This is a genomic window from Sinomicrobium sp. (assembly GCA_029266035.1).
GTDB lineage: Bacteria > Bacteroidota > Bacteroidia > Flavobacteriales > Flavobacteriaceae > Sinomicrobium.
The window spans coordinates 16,586-35,730 of record JAJUFH010000003.1 but is presented as its reverse complement, the minus strand read 5'-3'; the positions used below and the strand labels follow the sequence as shown (position 1 = coordinate 35,730).

Here is a 19,145-nt window from a genome sequence, read left to right as displayed (position 1 = left end):
TTCAATACCTCATTAAACGCAATCCGGAATGAGGCAGCTTGGCTTTTGTATTCTTTTATAAAGTTTAACCAAAACAAGCAGAGTATGCCTTTTTATCACAAGTTGGGGAAAATTCCCCATAAGCGACATACCACTTTTCGCAAACCTGACGGCAATCTCTATCGCGAACAGCTGTTTGGTACCATAGGTTTTGACGGGATGTATTCCAATATATATCACCAACACCAGCCAACGCAGGTAAAGGAGATAAAAGGTAGTACGGATGTCGCCCCTCGGATTGCGGTGGAGAACAATATACAATCATATCGCTTTCACGGGTTTAAAATAAAGCCCGAGAACGATTATCTGCAAAGCAGAAAGACTGTGCTTACCAACAGTGACTGCAGCATTATTCTAGCTGCGCCTAAACACAGTAGGGAAGATTATTTTTACAAAAATGCCGATGCAGACGAGCTGATTTTTATACACAGAGGCGAGGGAAGGCTGCGCACTCATCTCGGGAATCTGGATTTTAAATACGGTGACTACCTGCTGGTACCTCGGGGTGTTATTTACAAAATGGACTTCGACACCGAAGACAACCGTCTCTTTATCGTAGAGTCGCGACGCCCGATTTACACTCCAAAAAAGTACAGGAACTGGTTCGGGCAACTCTTGGAGCACTCGCCCTATTGCGAGCGCGACATCCGCAGGCCGGAAACACTGGAGACCCACGACGAAAAAGGAGATTTTCTGATCAAGATTAAAAAGAAAGACGAGATCTTCGACTTGATTTATGCCTCTCATCCTTTTGATGTGGTAGGCTACGACGGTTTTAACTATCCGTATGCCCTGTCTATCCACGATTTCGAACCCATCACGGGGCGCATTCACCAGCCGCCACCGGTACATCAAACTTTTGAAACCGATGCCTTTGTGGTGTGCAGTTTTGTGCCAAGGCTCTACGATTACCATCCGGAAAGCATCCCTGCTCCCTACAATCACAGCAATATAGACAGTGATGAAGTACTGTATTATGTAGACGGTGATTTTATGAGCAGAAACGATGTTGCCGCAGGTCATATCTCCCTGCATCCGGCTGGAATTCCGCACGGACCTCATCCCGGGGCTGTGGAACGAAGTATCGGTAAAAGAGAAACTGATGAACTCGCGGTAATGGTCGACACTTTTAAGCCACTGATGCTCACCAAAGAAGCCGTGGAAATCGCAGACGACTCATATTACAGGTCGTGGTTGGAGGAATGAGATAGCACGTGAGTTCTTTTGTATAGATTGATATATTAAAAGATATATCGCAAAATCACCTCCATAACCAAAATGGGAAAAAATCCCTGTACAATCCTCTTGTCCATTGATATATTGGTCAATTGGTATCTTTTCAAATTAACAATTTATCCTATTAAAAAATGAAAACAGACAATACATCATTACAGCTAGAAAAAACGGTTCCGCAAGCAGAAGATTTTCTGCCAATACTGGGCACCGACTATGTAGAACTCTACGTGGGCAATGCCAAGCAGGCGGCTCACTATTACCAATCTGCCTGGGGATTTCAGCCAGTGGCTTATGCCGGACTGGAAACGGGGGTAAAAGACCGGGTGTCGTATGTGTTACAACAAGACAAAATAAGACTGATGCTCACTTCTCCACTGCAATCGGACGGAGACATCAACAGGCATATCAACGCCCATGGAGACGGAGTAAAGGTGGTAGCCCTTTGGGTAGATGATGCTACAAAAAGCTATGAGGAAACCACCTCGAGAGGAGCGAAAAGTTATATGAAGCCCAAAACTGTAGAAGACGAACACGGGAAAGTAGTGCTCTCCGGAATACACACCTATGGCGAAACCGTGCATGTTTTTGTGGAAAGAAAAGATTACAAAGGCGTGTTTATGCCGGGCTTCAAGCCGTGGAATCCGACTTATAAACCCTCGGGTACCGGACTGAAATACATAGATCACATGGTGGGTAATGTAGGCTGGAACGAGATGAACAAATGGTGTGAATTCTATGCGAAAGTGATGGGGTTTGCACAGTTGATTTCCTTCGACGACAACGATATCTCTACCGAATACACCGCACTGATGAGCAAGGTGATGAGCAATGGCAATGGAAGGATTAAGTTTCCCATCAACGAACCTGCAGAAGGCCGCAAAAAATCGCAGATAGAAGAGTATATCGATTTTTACAATGGAGCTGGAGTACAGCATATAGCCGTAGCTACCGACAACATCATACAAACAGTAACTGAATTGCGCGACCGAGGAGTAGAATTCCTCAGCGTCCCCGAAACCTATTACGAAACCGTACTGAATAGGGTAGGAGAAATAGATGAAGATCTGGAACCTCTCAAGGATCTCGGAGTGCTGATAGATCGAGACGACGAAGGCTATCTGCTTCAAATATTTAGCAAGCCCGTACTGGATCGTCCTACCATGTTTTTTGAGATTATTCAGCGCAAAGGAGCCCAGTCATTCGGAAGAGGGAACTTTAAAGCCCTATTTGAAGCTATAGAACGGGAACAGGAACTGCGCGGCACCCTTTAACAAGAGGGTCAACCCATCCGCAAACAGACATTACAAACCCCTCTCCCCGAGGGGTTTTCTCATTTTAGACACAACCTCAACCACTGGAACACAAACACCCTACACCCCTTATTTACTGGGGTTTCCACGCATCAAAGATCTATTCGATACATATTTGTATCGAATAAATTTATTAAATTCTCTTTCAGAAATCTTGCCTATCGTATTACATCAATTCGTCAAGGGGGGGGGGGGGACGCAATATATTGCGTCTCTACGGCGTCTGGTACATATAAATTGTGCTCCTAACAACTAAGAACTAAAAAACTACAAATTAAAAAAGCCGCTCTGTACAATTACAGAGCGGCTTTTTTATGTCTTGGTCTGAAACAGTAATCAGTCTGCCAGAACGATAATTTTATTATTTCTCATCTCCACGGTTCCGGAGTCTATAGGCAGCAGGGTTTCTCCCTTCTCTCCCTTTGAGAATTTTTCCTCAAAGCTGGGTTCGACACTGATTTCACCGTAAATTTTCACATTCCCTTTTCCCAACAAAGAAACGATAGGGGCGTGATCTTTTAACATTTGAAATTCCCCGTTTATTCCCGGAACGGCAACCGAAGTCACTTCTCCACTAAAAAGGGTAGCCTCGGGGGACACTATTTCTAAATACATCGGTTTGCGTTTAATGGTTTGTTAGTTTGTAGTTTGTAGTTTGTAGTTGTTAGGCAACCAACTTTGTAACACTAAAACTGCAAACACCTATGCTTCTGCCAGCATTTTTTCTCCGGCTTCAACAACTTCTTCTATGGTTCCTTTCAAGTTAAAGGCAGCTTCTGGAAGGTGATCTAATTCACCGTCCATAATCATATTAAAGCCTTTAATAGTATCCTTGATGTCGACCAGTACTCCGGGGATTCCGGTAAATTGCTCAGCTACGTGGAAAGGCTGTGAAAGGAAACGCTGTACCCTTCTCGCACGTCCTACTGCTTGTTTGTCTTCTTCAGAAAGCTCTTCCATACCGAGAATCGCGATAATATCCTGGAGCTCTTTATATCGTTGCAACAGCTCTTTTACACGCTGTGCACAGGCATAATGATCGTTTCCAAGAATTTCAGGAGTAAGGATTCTAGAAGTAGAATCCAACGGATCTACCGCAGGATAAATACCGAGCTCAGCGATTTTACGAGACAGTACCGTAGTTGCATCGAGGTGGGCAAAAGTCGTTGCCGGTGCCGGGTCAGTAAGGTCATCCGCAGGTACGTATACCGCTTGAACCGAGGTAATAGACCCTCTTTTAGTCGAGGTAATTCGCTCTTGCATGGCACCCATCTCAGTAGCGAGAGTAGGCTGGTAACCCACTGCAGAAGGCATACGCCCAAGAAGTGCAGACACCTCAGAACCCGCTTGTGTAAATCGGAAGATATTGTCTACGAAAAACAGCACGTCTTTTCCTTGTCCGTCCCCTGCTCCATCGCGGAAATACTCCGCTATGGTCAGACCCGAAAGCGCTACTCGAGCACGTGCTCCGGGAGGTTCGTTCATCTGCCCGAACACGAAAGTAGCCTTAGATTCTTTCAGGCTCTCTTTGTTCACTTTGTTCAGATCCCATCCACCCTCTTCCATAGAGTGCATAAAATCGTCACCATATCTAATAATACCAGACTCCAGCATCTCTCTCAGCAGGTCGTTCCCCTCACGGGTACGCTCACCCACTCCGGCAAAAACTGAAAGTCCTCCATGCCCTTTGGCAATATTGTTAATCAATTCCTGAATCAGTACGGTTTTACCCACACCAGCTCCACCGAACAGTCCAATCTTACCTCCTTTGGCATAAGGTTCGATAAGGTCGATAACCTTAATTCCGGTAAACAACACTTCGGTAGAAGTAGAAAGTTCGTCAAATTTCGGCGCTTCTCTGTGTATCGGCAGACCTTCGTCTCCAGCTTTTGGCAGGTTGCCCAAACCGTCGATAGCATCGCCCATAACATTGAACAGACGACCGTAAACCTCGTCTCCAATAGGCATTTGTATCGGACTTCCAGTAGCTACTACTTCAGCTCCTCGGCTCAGACCATCTGTAGAGTCCATAGAGATTGTTCTCACAGTATCTTCACCGACGTGCGACTGTACTTCCAGCACGAGTTTTGAACCATCTTCTCTCGCTATTTCAAGAGAATCGTAAATCTTCGGGAGCTCGGCATCCGCAGCAAACGCAACGTCTACTACCGGACCAATAATTTGCGCAACTTTACCTGTAACTTTCGACATTATTTAAATCTTTAAAAATATAGCTTTTATAGTCCTTGAAAAAAACCGACATCTCAGGTTATCAACCTGTTGTCAACAGGGCTTTTTTCGCGCTGCAAAGATATATTTTTTATGAAGATATGGAAATTGTTTAGCCTTGTTTTTTACAAAAAATTAAATCTTCTGATTATATTACCTGACAGATATACACTCGATTATAAATTTTATTGTGCCTATCTCAGGCAAATATTTTGTAAATCTACATAAAACCGAATGTTTATCACCCAAAACCAGCAAGCAACTTCCGGAAGCCCATACCCTCCACCAACAGTCAGGTCTGCGATACTCCCACCTGCAAAAGCCCTTTATTCCCACTTAAATTCTTACTTTTGAAAATCTCAACAACAAACAACAAACCATAAACAACATGAAACATCACGTAACCACCAAATGGCTGGGTAAAATGGCTTTTGAGTCTACCAACCCGGCGGGAAGCCTCAAAATAGATGCCAGTCCCGAAGACGGAGGGGAAGGCAACGGACTTCGTCCAAAAGCGCTTATGCTCTCTGCTGTGGCAGGGTGCTCCGGACTCGACGTAGCTTCTCTGATAAAAAAAATGAAGCTGAAAGTAGACGATTTTGTCATTGAAACCGATGCTGAACTCACAGACGAACACCCTAAATACTACGACAAAGTAGCCATCGAGTATCACTTTTACGGCGCTGCCTTGGACGAAAAGAAACTACAGCGCGCAGTGGATCTCTCTGTAGAGAAATACTGTGGCGTTATGGAGATGTTCCGCCATTTTGCCAAGATCGATATCAAGACCTTTTTTCACCAAAAATAAATTCGAGGACACCCCTGTGTCCTTCCCCTGCCTCAAGACCAAAGAAAATAACTATGCGCTGGAAAAAAAAGACACCGCCAGACCGACTTGCAGTAACACAACTGGCCAAGGAGCTGGAGGTAGACGAGCTCATCACCTACTTGCTGGTGCAGCGGGGTATTTCCAGTTTTGAAGATGCCCGTCGCTTTTTTCGGCCCTCGTTGAACGACCTGCACGATCCTTTCTCGATGAAAGATATGGACAGAGCGGTAGAGCGCATAGAAAATGCCGTGGCTCGAGGAGAGCGGATACTAGTATACGGAGATTACGATGTAGACGGTACCACATCGGTAGCCCTGATGTCGTCTTACCTCCGCAGCTTTTATTCCGAGGTAGACACTTATATCCCCGACCGTTACAGCGAAGGTTATGGCATCTCCTATCAGGGTATAGACTACGCTTCCGACAATGGGATATCACTTGTCATAGCCCTAGACTGCGGCATCAAAGCCGTAGACAAAATCGCCTATGCTTCTACAAAGGGCATTGATTTTGTAGTATGCGATCACCATCGCCCGGGAACTGAACTCCCGCCAGCAGTGGCTGTTCTCGACCCCAAACGCCAGGATTGTAATTACCCCTACGACGAACTCTGTGGTTGCGGAGTCGGCTTTAAGCTCATTCAGGCACTGGCCTCTCGAAAAGGACAAACTATCGAAAGCATGATTCCCTATCTCGACTTGGTGGCTACAGCTATCGGCGCCGATATTGTACCTATTACCGGTGAAAACAGGGTATTGGCCCATTTCGGTTTAAAACAGATAAACCATTCGCCAAGACCCGGAATCAAAGCGCTTATTCACAGTCTAGAAAAAAAACAACTCAACATCACAGATGTCGTTTTTGTCATAGCCCCTCGCATCAATGCCGCTGGCAGGATAAAACACGGATTACACGCTGTAGAACTGCTCACCGAAACCGATACAGAACAGGCAAAGACATTCGCAGCTGAAATAGAACAGTTTAATCAAGACCGCAAACAACTGGACAGAAATATCACCGAAGAAGCCCTTCAACAGATCTTAGAACAAGGAGAAGAAAACCGCCATACTACGGTAGTTTATCACGAAAACTGGCACAAGGGAGTGATAGGCATTGTCGCCTCTCGACTCACAGAAACCTATTACCGCCCTACTCTGGTATTTACCAAAACAGGCGACAAACTGGCCGCCTCGGCTAGATCGGTAAAAGGATTTGACGTGTACAACGCTTTAGAGCAGTGCTCTGAGTATATCGAACAGTTTGGCGGACATAAATACGCGGCTGGACTCACACTGCTTCCTGAACAATACGAAAATTTCAAGCAACAATTCGAAACCGTAGTCTCCCAAACCATTAGTCCGGAGTTGCTCATCCCCGAAATTAGTGTCGATATGCAGATCTCACTCGGTGATATCAATCCGAAATTCTATCGTATTCTCAAACAATTCGCTCCTTTTGGACCCGGAAATCCGGCTCCGGTATTTCTCACCGAAAACCTGAAAGACACGGGGTACGGAAAACCTGTCGGTGAAAACGGCAAGCACCTCAAGGTTTCAGTTCGACAGGGCAATTCTGATATATTCGGAGGTGTCGGATTTAATCTGGGCGACAAATACTCCCTTGTAAAAGGGGGAAAGTCATTTGACGCGGTGTATTCCATAGACGAAAATCACTGGAACGGCTCGGTGAGTCTGCAGCTCAAGCTGTACGATATTAAGTAGGGGGGATGAGGTGAGGGGGAGACTTGGAGATGGGGTGACGCGGTGACGGGGAGACTTGGAGATGAGGTGACGTGGAGACTTGGTGAAGAGGAGATTTGGAGATACGGTGATGGGGTGATGCGGAGACGCGGAGATGGGTGATGGGGATTGCCAAGCGATCAAAGTAGAGGGAGCTGGGAATTCACTAAAAATAATACCCTGTAATTGGATTAAAACTTCTTAAATTTGTCGCCTGTACTCCTTTTTTGGGACAAAAACAGGAATCAATATAAAACCTATTCACTATGTTACAGGTACAATTTATCAGAGACAACAAAGACCGGGTTATCCGCGGATTGGAAAAGCGCAATTTCGGAGAAGAAGCATCGGAAATGGTCGAAGAAGTCCTCCGACTTGACGAAGAGCGCCGAGCTGTACAAACCAAGCTCGACAACACTCTTGCCTCGTCCAATAAATTGTCGAAAGAAATTGGAAACCTGTTTAAAAGCGGTGATCATCAGAAAGCTAATGAGCTCAAAGCGCAGACAAGCGAACTAAAATTGGAAGCCAAGACACTTGGGGATGAGCTCAACAAAGCCTCTGACGCCCTTACCGATTTGCTCTATCGCATTCCGAACATACCCCATGACACCGTACCTCCCGGAACCTCAGACGAAGACAACGAGGAAGTTTTCCGCCATGGAGACATCCCGCAATTAGACGACGACGCACTGCCACATTGGGAGCTGGCCAAAAAATACGATCTCATCGATTTCGATCTCGGGAGCAAAATCACCGGAGCTGGTTTTCCGGTATACAAGGGAAAGGGAGCCCGTTTGCAAAGAGCTCTGATCAATTATTTTCTCGACAAAAACCGGGAAGCGGGATACTTTGAGTACTTCCTCCCCTATTTTGTCAACGAAGCCTCTGGCTTGGGCACAGGGCAGCTTCCGGACAAGGAAGGACAGATGTATCACATAGAAAAAGACGATCTCTACGTAATCCCCACCGGAGAAGTCCCAATGATAAACTGCTATCGCGACACCATAGTAAATGAAGATGAGTTGCCCGTAAAGGCCACTACACACACGCCTTGCTTCCGCAGGGAAGCCGGATCGTATGGGGCACATGTAAGAGGACTCAACCGATTGCATCAGTTTGAGAAGGTAGAGATCATTCAAATCACCAAACCGGAGAATTCCTATGAAGCTCTTGACGAAATGATCACCCATGTAAAAGGCATATTGAACGAGCTGAAACTCCCCTATCGCATCTTACAACTCTGCGGAGGTGATCTCGGTTTCACCTCGGCTATAACCTTTGACTTTGAAGTTTTCTCTACCGCCCAAGACCGTTGGCTGGAAATCAGCTCAGTATCTAACTGTGAGGACTACCAAAGCAACAGGCTAAAACTCCGCTATAGAAATAGCGATGGAAAAATGACTCTGTGCCACGCCTTGAATGGCAGTTCGCTCGCTATTCCGCGGGTGCTGGCCGGAATTCTGGAAAATTACCAGGACAAAGACGGTATTAGGATTCCCGAAGTATTGGTTCCTTATACCGGTTTCGACAGAATTTCATAAATTAGGGGTTGATATTTGTCGGGGGGCATACCCCCGACCACTCCTTAAACCCGAAATACCATGAGCGTTACAAAAGCCATCTGCTGTTTGATAGGTCTCCTTTTCGCTTTTCAGGTATTCTCTCAGGAAGAAATACTGGCTCAGCAATATTTCGACGGAGGAGAATTCGGGAAAGCTCTTGCGCTCTACGAAAAACTGTATGAGACAAACCCTCGAAGCTCTTATATCCGCCAGCTCGTGGCCTGCTACCAACAACTGGAACAATACGACAAGGCCGAAGAAGTACTGCAGCAGGCAAGCACTCGCAAAAATGCCTCCCCCCTCCTTTTTATAGAGTTGGGATACAATTGTGGACTACAGGAAAAGAAGGAAGAAGCTGAAGCCTATTACAACAAAGCCATAGAGGCAGTAATACAACGCCCTGCCTATGCTTATACTGTAGGGCAGGGTTTTCAGGACAAAAACCTGCTTGATCGGGCTATCACCACTTACGAAAAGGGAAAAGAACTGGATTCCAAAATCAATGTAGATTACCAGATCGCACAGCTATACGGTGAAAAGGGCGATATGGACAAGATGTACAACAGCCTGCTGGATTTAATCTCTTCTCGAAAAAACACTAATTTATCTACCGTACGACAAATCATAGCACGGTTTATTTCAGAGGATCCTTCCAACCCAAACAACGTACTTCTCCGCAAACTGGTTCTCAAACGAGCTCAAGACAGCCCCAACACCCTTTGGAACGAAATACTCAGCTGGCTCTTTGTAAGACAGCGACAATACGACCGAGCTTTTAGTCAGGAAAAAGCTATTTTTAACCGCAGAGAAGGAGCCAGTCTGCAGCCCATCGCAGACCTTGGCCTCCAAGCTATGAACGACGAAGACTACGAGGTGGCCATTGAGGTTTTTGAATTCATCATCGCCCACAGTTCAGCCAGTGCACTTCAAATCGGAGCCCAGTTATACACGCTCAACATAAAGACCAAAATCGCTAGGAACAGTGACGATTACAGGCAAATAGACCAACAATACCAAAAACTGCTCAACGAATACGGCAAAGATGAAAATACACTGAGTCTTCAAATCTCCTATGCGAAATTCCTCGCCTTTACTGTGAACGATCTCACCGGTGCAGAAAACCTGCTCGACGAATGTAAAGATCTTCGGCTCGATCCTCACAAAGAGGCACAACTCAAAATGGCTCATGCCGACATCTTGTTATACGGAGAAAAATTCAACCGTGCGCTGATCTATTATTCACAGGTGCAGAAAATGATGAAAAACGATGTGATTGGGCAAGAAGCCAGGTTTAAAGTAGCCCAAGCCAGTTTTTATAAGGGAGACTTCAACTGGGCACTTACCCAACTCAAAGTGCTCCGAAGCTCAGCCTCTCAGCTCATCGCCAACGACGCCATGCAACTGAGCCTTCTCATATCTGACAATATGCAGGAAGACAGCACAAATACGGCGCTTAAACTATATGCCAAAGCCGATTTGCTCTCCTATCAGCAAAAACACGAAGAGGCTGTAGTACTGCTCGATTCAGTGCTGAACAACCACAGAGGAGAAAGTCTGGAAGACGAAGCCTTACTCAAACAAGCCGAGTTATACGTAAAACAGAAAGACTACGAAAAGGCCGAGTTCAATTACCTGAGAATCATAGAATTTTACCCCTTCGACATCCTTATAGACGACGCCTTGTACGCTCTTGCTGAATTATATGAAAAACATTTGGAAAACCCTGAAAAGGCACTTCCGTATTACGAAAAGATTATTTTTGAACACCAGGACAGCATCTATTTCATACCGGCTAGAAAAGCATATCGCAAGCTGAGAGGCGACCAGGGTGAAAAAGAAACCTGATAAAACAGAAAACATGTACATCTACAATGTGACGACCAATATAGACGAATCGCGACAGGACGAATGGCTGAAGTGGATGCGAGAAGAGCACATTCCCGAAATACTGGCTACCGGAAAGTTCTGCAACGCCAGGATACTCCGCGTATTGGTAGAAGAAGAGATGGGAGGTATCACCTATTCTGTACAATACATCGCAGAGAATAGAGATATGCTAGAAAAATACTATGAGGAAGACGCTACCATCTTCAACGAAAAGGCTCGACAGCGTTTTGGAGATCACCTAGTAGCATTCCGCACCGAACTACAAGTAGTAAGTGAGCATTAATAGCCGGAAAGGAAAAAGCATGGCAGTACACAACAAGACAAATACCGATCTGTACGGGGACGAAGGAAAAGTAAGGGCAAAAAAACAGCTCGGACAACATTTCCTAAACGATGAGAATATCGCCCAAAAAATAGCCGATACTCTTAGCTTAAACGGCTATGAGAAGATCCTTGAAATAGGTCCGGGTATGGGAGTACTTACCAAATACCTTCTCAAAAAGGATGTTATCACCTATGTGGTAGAGATCGACGACGAATCGGTAAGTTATCTAAATGCACATTATCCACAACTGTCACAGCGAATTGTAAACGAGGATTTTTTAAAATACGACATCCGAAAAGCTATGGGCGACGAACCCTTTGCCATTATCGGAAATTTTCCTTATAATATTTCCTCCCAAATCCTTTTCAGGGCACTGGAAATGCGAGAACAAGTACCGGAGTTCTCAGGTATGTTCCAAAAAGAAGTGGCCGAAAGAGTTTGTGAGCCCAAAGGGAGCAAGGCTTATGGTATACTATCAGTACTGGTCCAGACCTTTTACGAAGCTGAATATCTCTTTACCGTATCGGAACAGGTATTTACTCCTCCTCCAAAGGTAAAATCGGGGGTGTTGCGCTTGAAGCGGAAGGCAGATTTCAGGCTACCATGCGACGAATTACTGTTCTTTAAAGTAGTAAAAACAGCTTTCGGACAAAGGAGAAAAACACTTCGTAACAGTTTAAAAACTTTCAGTCTAACCGATAATTTGAAAGAAGATAGTATTTTTGACAAACGTCCCGAACAACTCGGTGTCGACGAATTTATCGGTCTAACTCAAAAGATAGCCTATGACATTCAAACTCAGCGATGAACTTTTAGAGCAGATAGAGCAACTGGTAGCGGATAAGAATAACAGTGGTTTATTAAATATCCTCAACGAGTTGCACTATGCTGATATTGCTGAGATTATCAACGAGCTCAACCTGGATGAGGCCACCTATCTCATCAAGCTGTTAGACAGCGAAAAGACCTCAGAAACCCTTACTGAGCTCGACGAAGACGTGCGGGAACGCATCCTCAAAAACCTATCTGCACAAGAGATTGCCGATGAGCTCTTAGAGCTGGACACCGACGATGCAGCCGATATTATCGCCGAACTCTCCGAGGAGCGCAAAAAGGAGGTTATCTCTCATATTGAAGACAAAGAACACGCCAACGACATTGTCGATCTGCTTCGATACGATGAGAATTCGGCGGGCGGACTTATGGCCAAAGAGCTGGTTAAGGTAAACGAAAACTGGAATGTGCTCACCTGTGTAAAGGAAATGCGCCTACAGGCCGAACACGTAACGCGAGTACACTCCATTTATGTGGTAGACGACGACGAAAAGCTAAAGGGAAGGCTTTCGCTCAAAGATTTACTCACCACCTCCACTCAAACCCATATACGCGACATCTATATTCCGAAAGTAGATTATGTCACTGTAACCACTAAGTCGGAAGACGTGGCCAGGGTGATGTCTAAATACGACTTAGAAGCCATCCCTGTAGTAGACGAGTCGGGAAAACTGGTGGGTCGGATTACCATTGACGATATTGTAGACGTAATACGGGAAGAGGCCGAAAAGGACTATCAGCTCGCCGCTGGTATTACCAGTGATGTAGAAGCCGACGACAGCGTGTGGAAGCTCACCAAGGCAAGGCTGCCTTGGTTGCTAATAGGTATGTTTGGCGGACTAGGAGCAGCCAGTATTATCACCGGATTCCAAGATGCCTTACAAACTTACCCTGTACTGCTGAGTTTTGTCCCGCTAATGCAGGCTACCGCCGGAAATGTGGGAGTACAGTCGTCGGCCATTGTAGTTCAGGGACTGGCCAACAATTCGATCAAGGGAGAGATTTTGAAGCGCCTGCTCAAGGAATTTTCTCTAGGACTCATCAATGGTCTTGCCATTGCTGCCATCGTACTGCTCATCAGCCACTTTGCCTTTGGCACTCCCTATCTCGTATCGTCTACCATTGGCTTGGGGCTTATCACCGTTATTGTAATCGCAGCTGTAATAGGCACCTTTATCCCTATCTTTCTAGACAAAAGAGGTATTGATCCAGCAGTAGCTACTGGTCCGTTTATCACTACGAGTAACGACGTACTGGGCATATTGATTTACTTTTCCATAGCCAAGTTGATACTCGGTTTTTAACAGAGTACAATAACCATCTGTCAAATTTGCTATCTTTGTATATAAGAGAACTGCCTGTTTTCAGGCACCTAATCAAAGTGTGATGCACATAGCCTTTTTCGACTCCGGGGTTGGTGGCCTTACCGTATTACACGAGGCCATACAGTGTATGCCTGGAGAGCGTTTTATCTATTTTGGCGACTCGCGAAACGCGCCTTATGGAACCAAGAGTAGGGAGCAGATTACGGGCTTGGTCTTGCAGGCTTGTGCCTTTCTCGAAGAAAAAAAACTCAAGGCTTTGGTTATTGCCTGTAACACGGCTACCAGTGTGGCGATACAAGCTGTTAGAGACCGCTACGACTTTCCAGTTATAGGTATGGAGCCCGCAGTAAAACCTGCTGTAGAAGGCAGCAGTGATAAAAGAGTACTGGTTTGCGCTACCGATCTCACTCTTAAAGAAGACAAACTCGACAAATTGGTTCAGGGACTACATGCTGAAGATCAGGTAGACTATCTCTCCCTGCAAGGGCTCGTTCTTTTGGCAGAACACTTTGAGATGAACGCCCCCGAAACAGACGCCTATCTCAGGGATAGATTTTCGGGCATAGCTTGGGATGCCTATCACGCCATCGTGCTCGGGTGTACTCATTTTATATACTTCCGGGAGCATATACGCAGGTTGATTCCACCCCATGTACGCATTATAAACGGCAACAAAGGCACAATAAGCAATCTTATAAGCCGAATAAATCAAGAAAGCAGCTTTGAAAAAAAAGAGATTCAGTATTTCATCTCCGGACAAAAAGCCGATACGGGGCATTTTGAAAAATACCTCGATTACCTAAACAACACACAGACACAGCAACTCTAGATATCAGCTGGTTTTTAGCCATCCGGTAATGCTGAGGCGTTGTCGCTCTACCGGTTTTACTTCGTGTTCGAGCAACTGACTCTCGAAGATGACCATCTTTCCCGGAAAAGGATAAATAGTTACCTCCTCTTCCTTGCCGTCACTACCTGTGTATATCACCAACTCCCCTCCGTACTCCGGTTTCCAGTCCTCTTCATTCAAGTAGAAAACCACAGAAAGTTTTCTGCGGTCGTCGTTTTGAAAGGTATCCAGATGCCGCTTGTAAAAAGTTCCTTTCGGATATACTGCATAGTGGAACTCCTTCTGCCTGATCCCCATAAAACAGGTCTTGTTCAAATAGTCTATCATATCGTTAATACGGCAGAAGAATTGATGTTCCGCTCCCTCGGCATCCCCTTCGTTGAGCCAAAAGATAAAGTCCCCCCGTATTTCTTTTTCAATCACCTCACTGTTGCGATTTCCTATTGCAGCCTTTTTGAAGCAGTCTTCCTCGTATTTTTCCAGTAGTGATTTGCGCAGGGCGACGACTTCTTCCTCGGGAAAGAAATTTTCAATGATACTGTACTGCCGCTCCATAAGGTCGGCAATCATCTTTTCGTACAGCGGATTTTCTTTAAAATCCAGCTGCTCAAACAGTTCGTTCACTGTCATTGGCCGTAAAAATAAAAGCCAGTAAATGTATGAAGAATTTTTTTTGACGCTTTAAAATATTTCGACAAAACGAAATGATTGGTATACCCTTCTTCGATATTATGATTTTAATCTATATATTAGTACTAAAGAATAAGGTTGATAAAACATTTGCCGACAAAAATTGGAACGAAATGACAACAACAGATAAAATAAGAAATGGACTGATAGACAAAATATTATCTATAAAAGACAAAGGTTTTTTAGAAGCTCTTGATAAACTAATCTCCTCTAATTTACCAACATCTGAAATCATCGAATTGACAAAAGAGCAAAAAGCAATGCTCGCAATGAGTGAACAGGATATTAAAAATGGAAAATTAATCTCTCAGGAAGCAATGGACAAAAGAAACCTAGAATGGTTAAACGCAATGTGATCTGGACAAGAACCGCCGATCTTCAGTTTGTCGGAATATTATAATACTGGGTTACAAGAAATAAATCTAAAGCCTATTCAAAAAAATTGATTCGATTAGTTTCAGAAAGAACCAAACAAATCTCCGAAGATCCGTTAATTTACAAGGCTACCAATTTTAACAATGTTAGAGTAGCTTCACTAGGAAATTTCAGTATTTATTACAAGGTCTTTGATAAAGAAATTATAATTACTGCTTTTTGGGACAATCGACAAGATCCAGAAAAACTTTTAAGAATATTAGAAAGCGAAAATTAGAATTATCAGGGTTCGTATAACCGCTTTCTCACGAATATTTCTGTCTTGTTTTAAAAACCCCCTCTTTCTATTTGGTTATCTTTGTGCCTTAGAAGTTTAATATTTCAGGCAGATTATGAGTAACATCCGTCTTACCAAGTTGTTTAATTTTGAAACCGGGCACGCCCTTTACGGCTACGATGGCAAGTGCAAGAACGTTCACGGGCACAGTTATAAACTCGCGGTAACTGTAATAGGAAAGCCTATTACCGACTCCTCTGATGTAAAATACGGCATGGTGGTCGATTTTGGGGACCTGAAAAAGATTGTAAAGGAAGAGATCGTAGACCGCTTTGACCACGCCACCGTATTCAACAAAAACACCCCTCACGTACAGCTGGCTGAAGAGCTCATCAAACACGGGCATCAGGTATTGCTGGTAGAGTATCAGCCTACCAGCGAGAATATGGTGATCGATTTTGCTGAGAGAATCAAACCCCGACTACCAGAAGGGGTTACACTGCACTCCTTAAAACTTCACGAAACTGAAAGCTCTTATGCCGAATGGTACGCCAACGACCAATAACACTCAGCTACTGCATTGAATACTGAAGCCATACATATAGATCTACCCGAAGGAAAGAAAATCTACTTCGCCTCCGACAATCACCTCGGTGCTCCTTCTCCTGGTGAGAGCCTGAGTAGGGAAAAGAAATTTGTGCAATGGCTAGATGAGGTAAAGACCGACGCTGCGGCAATCTTACTTTTGGGGGACCTCTTCGATTTTTGGTTTGAGTACAAAACCGTGGTTCCCAAAGGCTTTACCCGTACTCTCGGAAAACTGGCAGAGATTACTGATGCCGGTATTCCAGTCTTTTTCTTTGTGGGAAATCACGATTTGTGGATGGACGATTATTTTAAGCACGAGCTCGGCATACCTGTCTTCCATCACCCGCAAGTTTTCAACATAAAAGGAACACATTTCTTTATAGGTCACGGCGACGGTTTAGGTCCCGGAGACAAGGGGTATAAGCGAATGAAAAAACTATTTACCAACCCTGTGGCCAAATGGTTTTTTAGATGGCTTCATCCCGATATAGGAGTAAGGCTCGCACAATACCTCTCGGTAAAAAACAAGATTATTTCGGGAGATGAGGACGTAAAATTCCTCGGAGAGGACAAAGAATGGCTGGTACAATACGCCAGGCGAAAACTAGAAACTCAGCACTACGACTACTTTATTTTTGGACATCGCCACCTTCCTCTAGAGATCAAACTCGACGAGAATTCCCGCTATATCAACCTCGGGGATTGGATACACTACTACACCTACGCCGTCTTTGACGGGCAAGAGACCAAACTCTTGGAATACAAATAAACAGAGCTAATCAGTAAGGATTGGGGAGTATCCATGAGCTGTGGCGAAAGTGATCCCATTTTACTGAAGTCAGGTCTACCTTAGGATCTATAAATGTTTGTAGAGACCTTCGATTTACTCTCACCTTGCCTACGGCGTATACCGCTACATCTTTACCCTCTTGGGCGTATTCCTTTTTTAGTCGCTGTGCAAACTGCCATATCACATCGGGCTTGGTCGATATAATGCGCCTTTGCTTTACGCTCAGCCTATCCTTGGGAAACACAATTTCTTCGGCTCCTGTCTTCTTGTCTACCACCTTAAACCGTATATATCCCCCTCTGCTTCTCAGCATCATCCTCCAGCTCATACGATGCCCTTCCTCAGTCCACAACACATCGCCTGCTATGGCGTGATGCCTGAGTGGCAGACCAATTTGAATCAGAAAATAGATCATTCCAGCTACTACAATGAGGTTTCTGTGTTCCGGCACTCTTATCTCAGCTTCGGTATACTGCGGTTTTCTTTTGAGAAAGATTCGCCTTATGGTTTCCGGGGCAAAGAAAAACAAGGTAAAAGCCAGTGACATATATGGGAATATCCCGATCTGAAACACTGCCGAATTGAACAAGTGAAACACTATCGATGCCAGAAAGGCCAGTTTTCTAGTGGGTTTCCACAGCAACAAGGGCACTATAAGTCCGTCAAACAGTATTCCCGCCCAGCTGATAAACACATGCAGCCAGTGCTGTTGCAAGAGTTCGCCGACAACGGGATAATCCTTTCGCCCGAGCATCAGGTTTTCGGCCACCGAATAATTTAGCCAATCGGGATACAGTTTGGCTATAGCGGCAAAGGTATACACTATCCACAGCTGCAAAATGATAATCAGCGCACTCCACCGAGGCATGGAAATATCGCGAATAGCCGGATTCTGTCGAGCATCGACCGAAAGATAGCGGTTTGCGGGTTGCACCAACATCAGCAAGCACAAGAGTATAAGCAGGTAGTAGTGATTGTTATACGAGGCCTTCTGCATCAGGTATACCGCGGTCCACATCAAGGTAAAAGCCGCAAGACTCCATCGGTACTTATAACCTATCATCACAAAAAAACCGAAGAGTCCCATCAGTGCAAAGTAAAAATACATGCCGTTGCCCGGAAGTGGTTGCAGCCAGTCGAACCCGATAAAATTGAAGGTAAACTCGGGTTTGATAAGCGTAACTTTTATCCATCCCGTAAAGATAGCCCCTACCGATTCCAGAAAAATAAGGAGTCCGAATACAATTCGGAACACTATGAGTGGAGCATTGTCAATACGTTTAAACAGCAATGTATTCATATGCAGGTTCTCAGTGTTGTTCCGCTATGTATTTCAGGGCATTTTCCCTGTCTTTTCCGAGTTGTTCTACAAGTATTTCCACCGAATCAAAGCGCTCCTCATCTCGCAACCTCTTCAACATATCTATCTGGATTTTCTTTCCGTAAATATCACGGTCAAAATCAAAAAAATATGTTTCTATAGTTTGCCTATCACCGCCAACTGTAGGGTTGAGCCCTATACTCATCATCCCGTACACCTCTTTGCCATCTATTTTGCTTTTCACCACATAGACCCCTTTTGCCGGGATCAGTTTATAGCTTTCCTCTATGTGCAGATTGGCTGTAGGGTATCCCATCTGTCTTCCCAATCCCTTACCTCTTACCACTTCACCTGTAAGCATAAAGTCGTAGCCGAGATATTGATTGGCTGTTTCTATATCCCCTTCTTCCAGGGCTCTGCGAATCTTGGTAGAGCTCACCGATACGGCGTCTACCTCCTCCACACCGATTTCTTCCACCTCAAAATCGTATGTTTCTCCGTATTCTCTGAGGTGGTCGATGGTAGCTGTTCTATTGCGCCCAAAACGGTGGTCGTAACCGATAATCACCTTCTTTGCCCTGAGTTTGTCTACTATAATTTCCCGTACGAATTCTATAGCCGTAAGTCTGGAAAATTCGCGAGTAAAAGGATAAATAATCAACTGATCCAATCCGCTTTTTTCCAAAATAGAGATCTTTTCATCCAAGGTATTGATAAGCTTGATATTGGAATCTTGCTGTAACACCATACGCGGATGCGGAAAAAAGGTGAGCAAGGTAGATTGAAGCTTGTTGATTTTAGCCGTCTCAATCAGCCTTTCCAGTATTTTCCGGTGGCCTATATGTACCCCGTCGAACGTACCTATTGTTACTGCGGAAAAGTCCGCTTCACTATTCTCTGCAAGTGTTTTTCTAATAATCACGAATACGCTTTTTT

General features: G+C 44.7%; 19 protein-coding genes. 14 read left to right on the top strand and 5 right to left on the bottom strand.

Annotation, left to right across the window (positions count from 1 at the left end):
• Positions 1–84: 84 nt before the first annotated feature.
• Together ACYZZR_RS02955 and hppD are read left to right on the top strand one after the other, a co-directional pair.
• Positions 85–1,245 carry a homogentisate 1,2-dioxygenase gene (locus ACYZZR_RS02955; protein ID WP_461532502.1) on the top strand — a complete coding sequence of 387 codons (1,161 nt, stop codon included), beginning with the start codon at positions 85–87 and terminating at the stop codon, positions 1,243–1,245.
• Between the two features lie 161 nt (positions 1,246–1,406).
• Entirely contained in the window at positions 1,407–2,546 is a 1,140-nt protein-coding gene (hppD, locus tag ACYZZR_RS02950) for a 4-hydroxyphenylpyruvate dioxygenase (RefSeq protein ID WP_461532501.1), read from the top strand.
• Positions 2,547–2,921: 375 nt separating this feature from the next.
• On the opposite strand, the gene ACYZZR_RS02945 is transcribed toward hppD, so the two are convergent.
• Both ACYZZR_RS02945 and atpD read right to left on the bottom strand, forming a co-directional pair.
• Positions 2,922–3,200 carry a F0F1 ATP synthase subunit epsilon gene (locus ACYZZR_RS02945; RefSeq protein WP_461532500.1) on the bottom strand — a complete coding sequence of 93 codons (279 nt, stop codon included), beginning with the start codon at positions 3,198–3,200 and terminating at the stop codon, positions 2,922–2,924.
• 87 nt (positions 3,201–3,287) lie between these two features.
• Positions 3,288–4,796, bottom strand: coding sequence for a F0F1 ATP synthase subunit beta (atpD, locus tag ACYZZR_RS02940; RefSeq protein WP_461532499.1), 1,509 nt, complete (start codon positions 4,794–4,796; stop codon positions 3,288–3,290).
• 406 nt (positions 4,797–5,202) lie between these two features.
• Here atpD and ACYZZR_RS02935 point away from each other — a divergent pair, with 406 nt between their 5' ends.
• The 8 genes from ACYZZR_RS02935 to murI all read left to right on the top strand — a co-directional run bounded on the left by ACYZZR_RS02935 (position 5,203) and on the right by murI (position 14,147).
• Positions 5,203–5,622: an OsmC family protein gene (locus ACYZZR_RS02935; protein ID WP_461532498.1), complete on the top strand. Its 420-nt coding sequence runs from the start codon at positions 5,203–5,205 to the stop codon at positions 5,620–5,622.
• 53 nt (positions 5,623–5,675) lie between these two features.
• The gene (gene recJ / locus ACYZZR_RS02930; protein ID WP_461532497.1) at positions 5,676–7,364 is read left to right on the top strand and encodes a single-stranded-DNA-specific exonuclease RecJ; all 1,689 of its coding nucleotides are present in this window, start codon (positions 5,676–5,678) and stop codon (positions 7,362–7,364) included.
• A 284-nt stretch (positions 7,365–7,648) separates the two neighbouring features.
• Positions 7,649–8,926, top strand: a complete 1,278-nt coding sequence (gene serS / locus ACYZZR_RS02925; RefSeq protein WP_461532496.1) for a serine--tRNA ligase — start codon at positions 7,649–7,651, stop codon at positions 8,924–8,926.
• A gap of 60 nt (positions 8,927–8,986) precedes the next feature.
• Positions 8,987–10,792: a tetratricopeptide repeat protein gene (locus ACYZZR_RS02920; RefSeq protein ID WP_461532495.1), complete on the top strand. Its 1,806-nt coding sequence runs from the start codon at positions 8,987–8,989 to the stop codon at positions 10,790–10,792.
• A 13-nt stretch (positions 10,793–10,805) separates the two neighbouring features.
• On the top strand, positions 10,806–11,117 hold the full coding sequence (locus ACYZZR_RS02915; RefSeq protein WP_461532494.1) for a DUF4286 family protein: 312 nt from the start codon (positions 10,806–10,808) through the stop codon (positions 11,115–11,117).
• Positions 11,118–11,136: 19 nt separating this feature from the next.
• Complete coding sequence (gene rsmA, locus ACYZZR_RS02910; protein ID WP_461532493.1) at positions 11,137–11,967, top strand: 16S rRNA (adenine(1518)-N(6)/adenine(1519)-N(6))-dimethyltransferase RsmA; 831 nt, start codon at positions 11,137–11,139, stop codon at positions 11,965–11,967.
• On the top strand, positions 11,945–13,297 hold the full coding sequence (gene mgtE / locus ACYZZR_RS02905) for a magnesium transporter (protein ID WP_461532492.1): 1,353 nt from the start codon (positions 11,945–11,947) through the stop codon (positions 13,295–13,297). Before rsmA ends, mgtE begins: the two co-directional genes overlap by 23 nt.
• 82 nt (positions 13,298–13,379) lie before the next feature.
• Positions 13,380–14,147: a glutamate racemase gene (gene murI / locus ACYZZR_RS02900; protein ID WP_461532491.1), complete on the top strand. Its 768-nt coding sequence runs from the start codon at positions 13,380–13,382 to the stop codon at positions 14,145–14,147.
• A gap of 3 nt (positions 14,148–14,150) precedes the next feature.
• On the opposite strand, the gene ACYZZR_RS02895 is transcribed toward murI, so the two are convergent.
• A complete protein-coding gene (locus ACYZZR_RS02895; protein ID WP_461532490.1) occupies positions 14,151–14,798 on the bottom strand; it encodes a 2OG-Fe(II) oxygenase in 648 nt (215 codons plus the stop codon).
• 173 nt (positions 14,799–14,971) lie between these two features.
• On the opposite strand from ACYZZR_RS02895, the gene ACYZZR_RS02890 reads away from it, so the two are divergent.
• The 4 genes from ACYZZR_RS02890 (at position 14,972) to ACYZZR_RS02875 (ending at position 16,867) form a co-directional block, all read left to right on the top strand.
• Positions 14,972–15,214 (top strand): hypothetical protein, encoded by a 243-nt coding sequence (locus ACYZZR_RS02890; protein WP_461532489.1) that lies wholly within the window; start codon positions 14,972–14,974, stop codon positions 15,212–15,214.
• A gap of 86 nt (positions 15,215–15,300) precedes the next feature.
• Complete coding sequence (locus ACYZZR_RS02885) at positions 15,301–15,510, top strand: type II toxin-antitoxin system RelE/ParE family toxin (RefSeq protein WP_461532488.1); 210 nt, start codon at positions 15,301–15,303, stop codon at positions 15,508–15,510.
• 115 nt (positions 15,511–15,625) lie between these two features.
• The gene (locus tag ACYZZR_RS02880) at positions 15,626–16,075 is read left to right on the top strand and encodes a 6-pyruvoyl trahydropterin synthase family protein (RefSeq protein WP_461532487.1); all 450 of its coding nucleotides are present in this window, start codon (positions 15,626–15,628) and stop codon (positions 16,073–16,075) included.
• Positions 16,076–16,090: 15 nt separating this feature from the next.
• Positions 16,091–16,867, top strand: coding sequence for a UDP-2,3-diacylglucosamine diphosphatase (locus ACYZZR_RS02875; RefSeq protein WP_461532486.1), 777 nt, complete (start codon positions 16,091–16,093; stop codon positions 16,865–16,867).
• 10 nt (positions 16,868–16,877) lie between these two features.
• On the opposite strand, the gene ACYZZR_RS02870 is transcribed toward ACYZZR_RS02875, so the two are convergent.
• Positions 16,878–18,188, bottom strand: coding sequence for an HTTM domain-containing protein (locus tag ACYZZR_RS02870; protein ID WP_461532485.1), 1,311 nt, complete (start codon positions 18,186–18,188; stop codon positions 16,878–16,880).
• Positions 18,189–18,198: 10 nt separating this feature from the next.
• The gene (locus tag ACYZZR_RS02865; RefSeq protein ID WP_461532484.1) at positions 18,199–19,131 is read right to left on the bottom strand and encodes a bifunctional riboflavin kinase/FAD synthetase; all 933 of its coding nucleotides are present in this window, start codon (positions 19,129–19,131) and stop codon (positions 18,199–18,201) included.
• Between the last annotated feature and the right edge of the window lie 14 nt (positions 19,132–19,145).

Coding starts and splice junctions, on each gene's coding strand:
- ACYZZR_RS02955 (WP_461532502.1), top strand. CDS start 85: ATGCCTTTTTATCACAAGTTGGGGAAAATTCCCCATAAGCGACATACC.
- hppD (WP_461532501.1), top strand. CDS start 1,407: ATGAAAACAGACAATACATCATTACAGCTAGAAAAAACGGTTCCGCAA.
- ACYZZR_RS02945 (WP_461532500.1), bottom strand. CDS start 3,200: ATGTATTTAGAAATAGTGTCCCCCGAGGCTACCCTTTTTAGTGGAGAA.
- atpD (WP_461532499.1), bottom strand. CDS start 4,796: ATGTCGAAAGTTACAGGTAAAGTTGCGCAAATTATTGGTCCGGTAGTA.
- ACYZZR_RS02935 (WP_461532498.1), top strand. CDS start 5,203: ATGAAACATCACGTAACCACCAAATGGCTGGGTAAAATGGCTTTTGAG.
- recJ (WP_461532497.1), top strand. CDS start 5,676: ATGCGCTGGAAAAAAAAGACACCGCCAGACCGACTTGCAGTAACACAA.
- serS (WP_461532496.1), top strand. CDS start 7,649: ATGTTACAGGTACAATTTATCAGAGACAACAAAGACCGGGTTATCCGC.
- ACYZZR_RS02920 (WP_461532495.1), top strand. CDS start 8,987: ATGAGCGTTACAAAAGCCATCTGCTGTTTGATAGGTCTCCTTTTCGCT.
- ACYZZR_RS02915 (WP_461532494.1), top strand. CDS start 10,806: ATGTACATCTACAATGTGACGACCAATATAGACGAATCGCGACAGGAC.
- rsmA (WP_461532493.1), top strand. CDS start 11,137: ATGGCAGTACACAACAAGACAAATACCGATCTGTACGGGGACGAAGGA.
- mgtE (WP_461532492.1), top strand. CDS start 11,945: ATGACATTCAAACTCAGCGATGAACTTTTAGAGCAGATAGAGCAACTG.
- murI (WP_461532491.1), top strand. CDS start 13,380: ATGCACATAGCCTTTTTCGACTCCGGGGTTGGTGGCCTTACCGTATTA.
- ACYZZR_RS02895 (WP_461532490.1), bottom strand. CDS start 14,798: ATGACAGTGAACGAACTGTTTGAGCAGCTGGATTTTAAAGAAAATCCG.
- ACYZZR_RS02890 (WP_461532489.1), top strand. CDS start 14,972: ATGACAACAACAGATAAAATAAGAAATGGACTGATAGACAAAATATTA.
- ACYZZR_RS02880 (WP_461532487.1), top strand. CDS start 15,626: ATGAGTAACATCCGTCTTACCAAGTTGTTTAATTTTGAAACCGGGCAC.
- ACYZZR_RS02870 (WP_461532485.1), bottom strand. CDS start 18,188: ATGAATACATTGCTGTTTAAACGTATTGACAATGCTCCACTCATAGTG.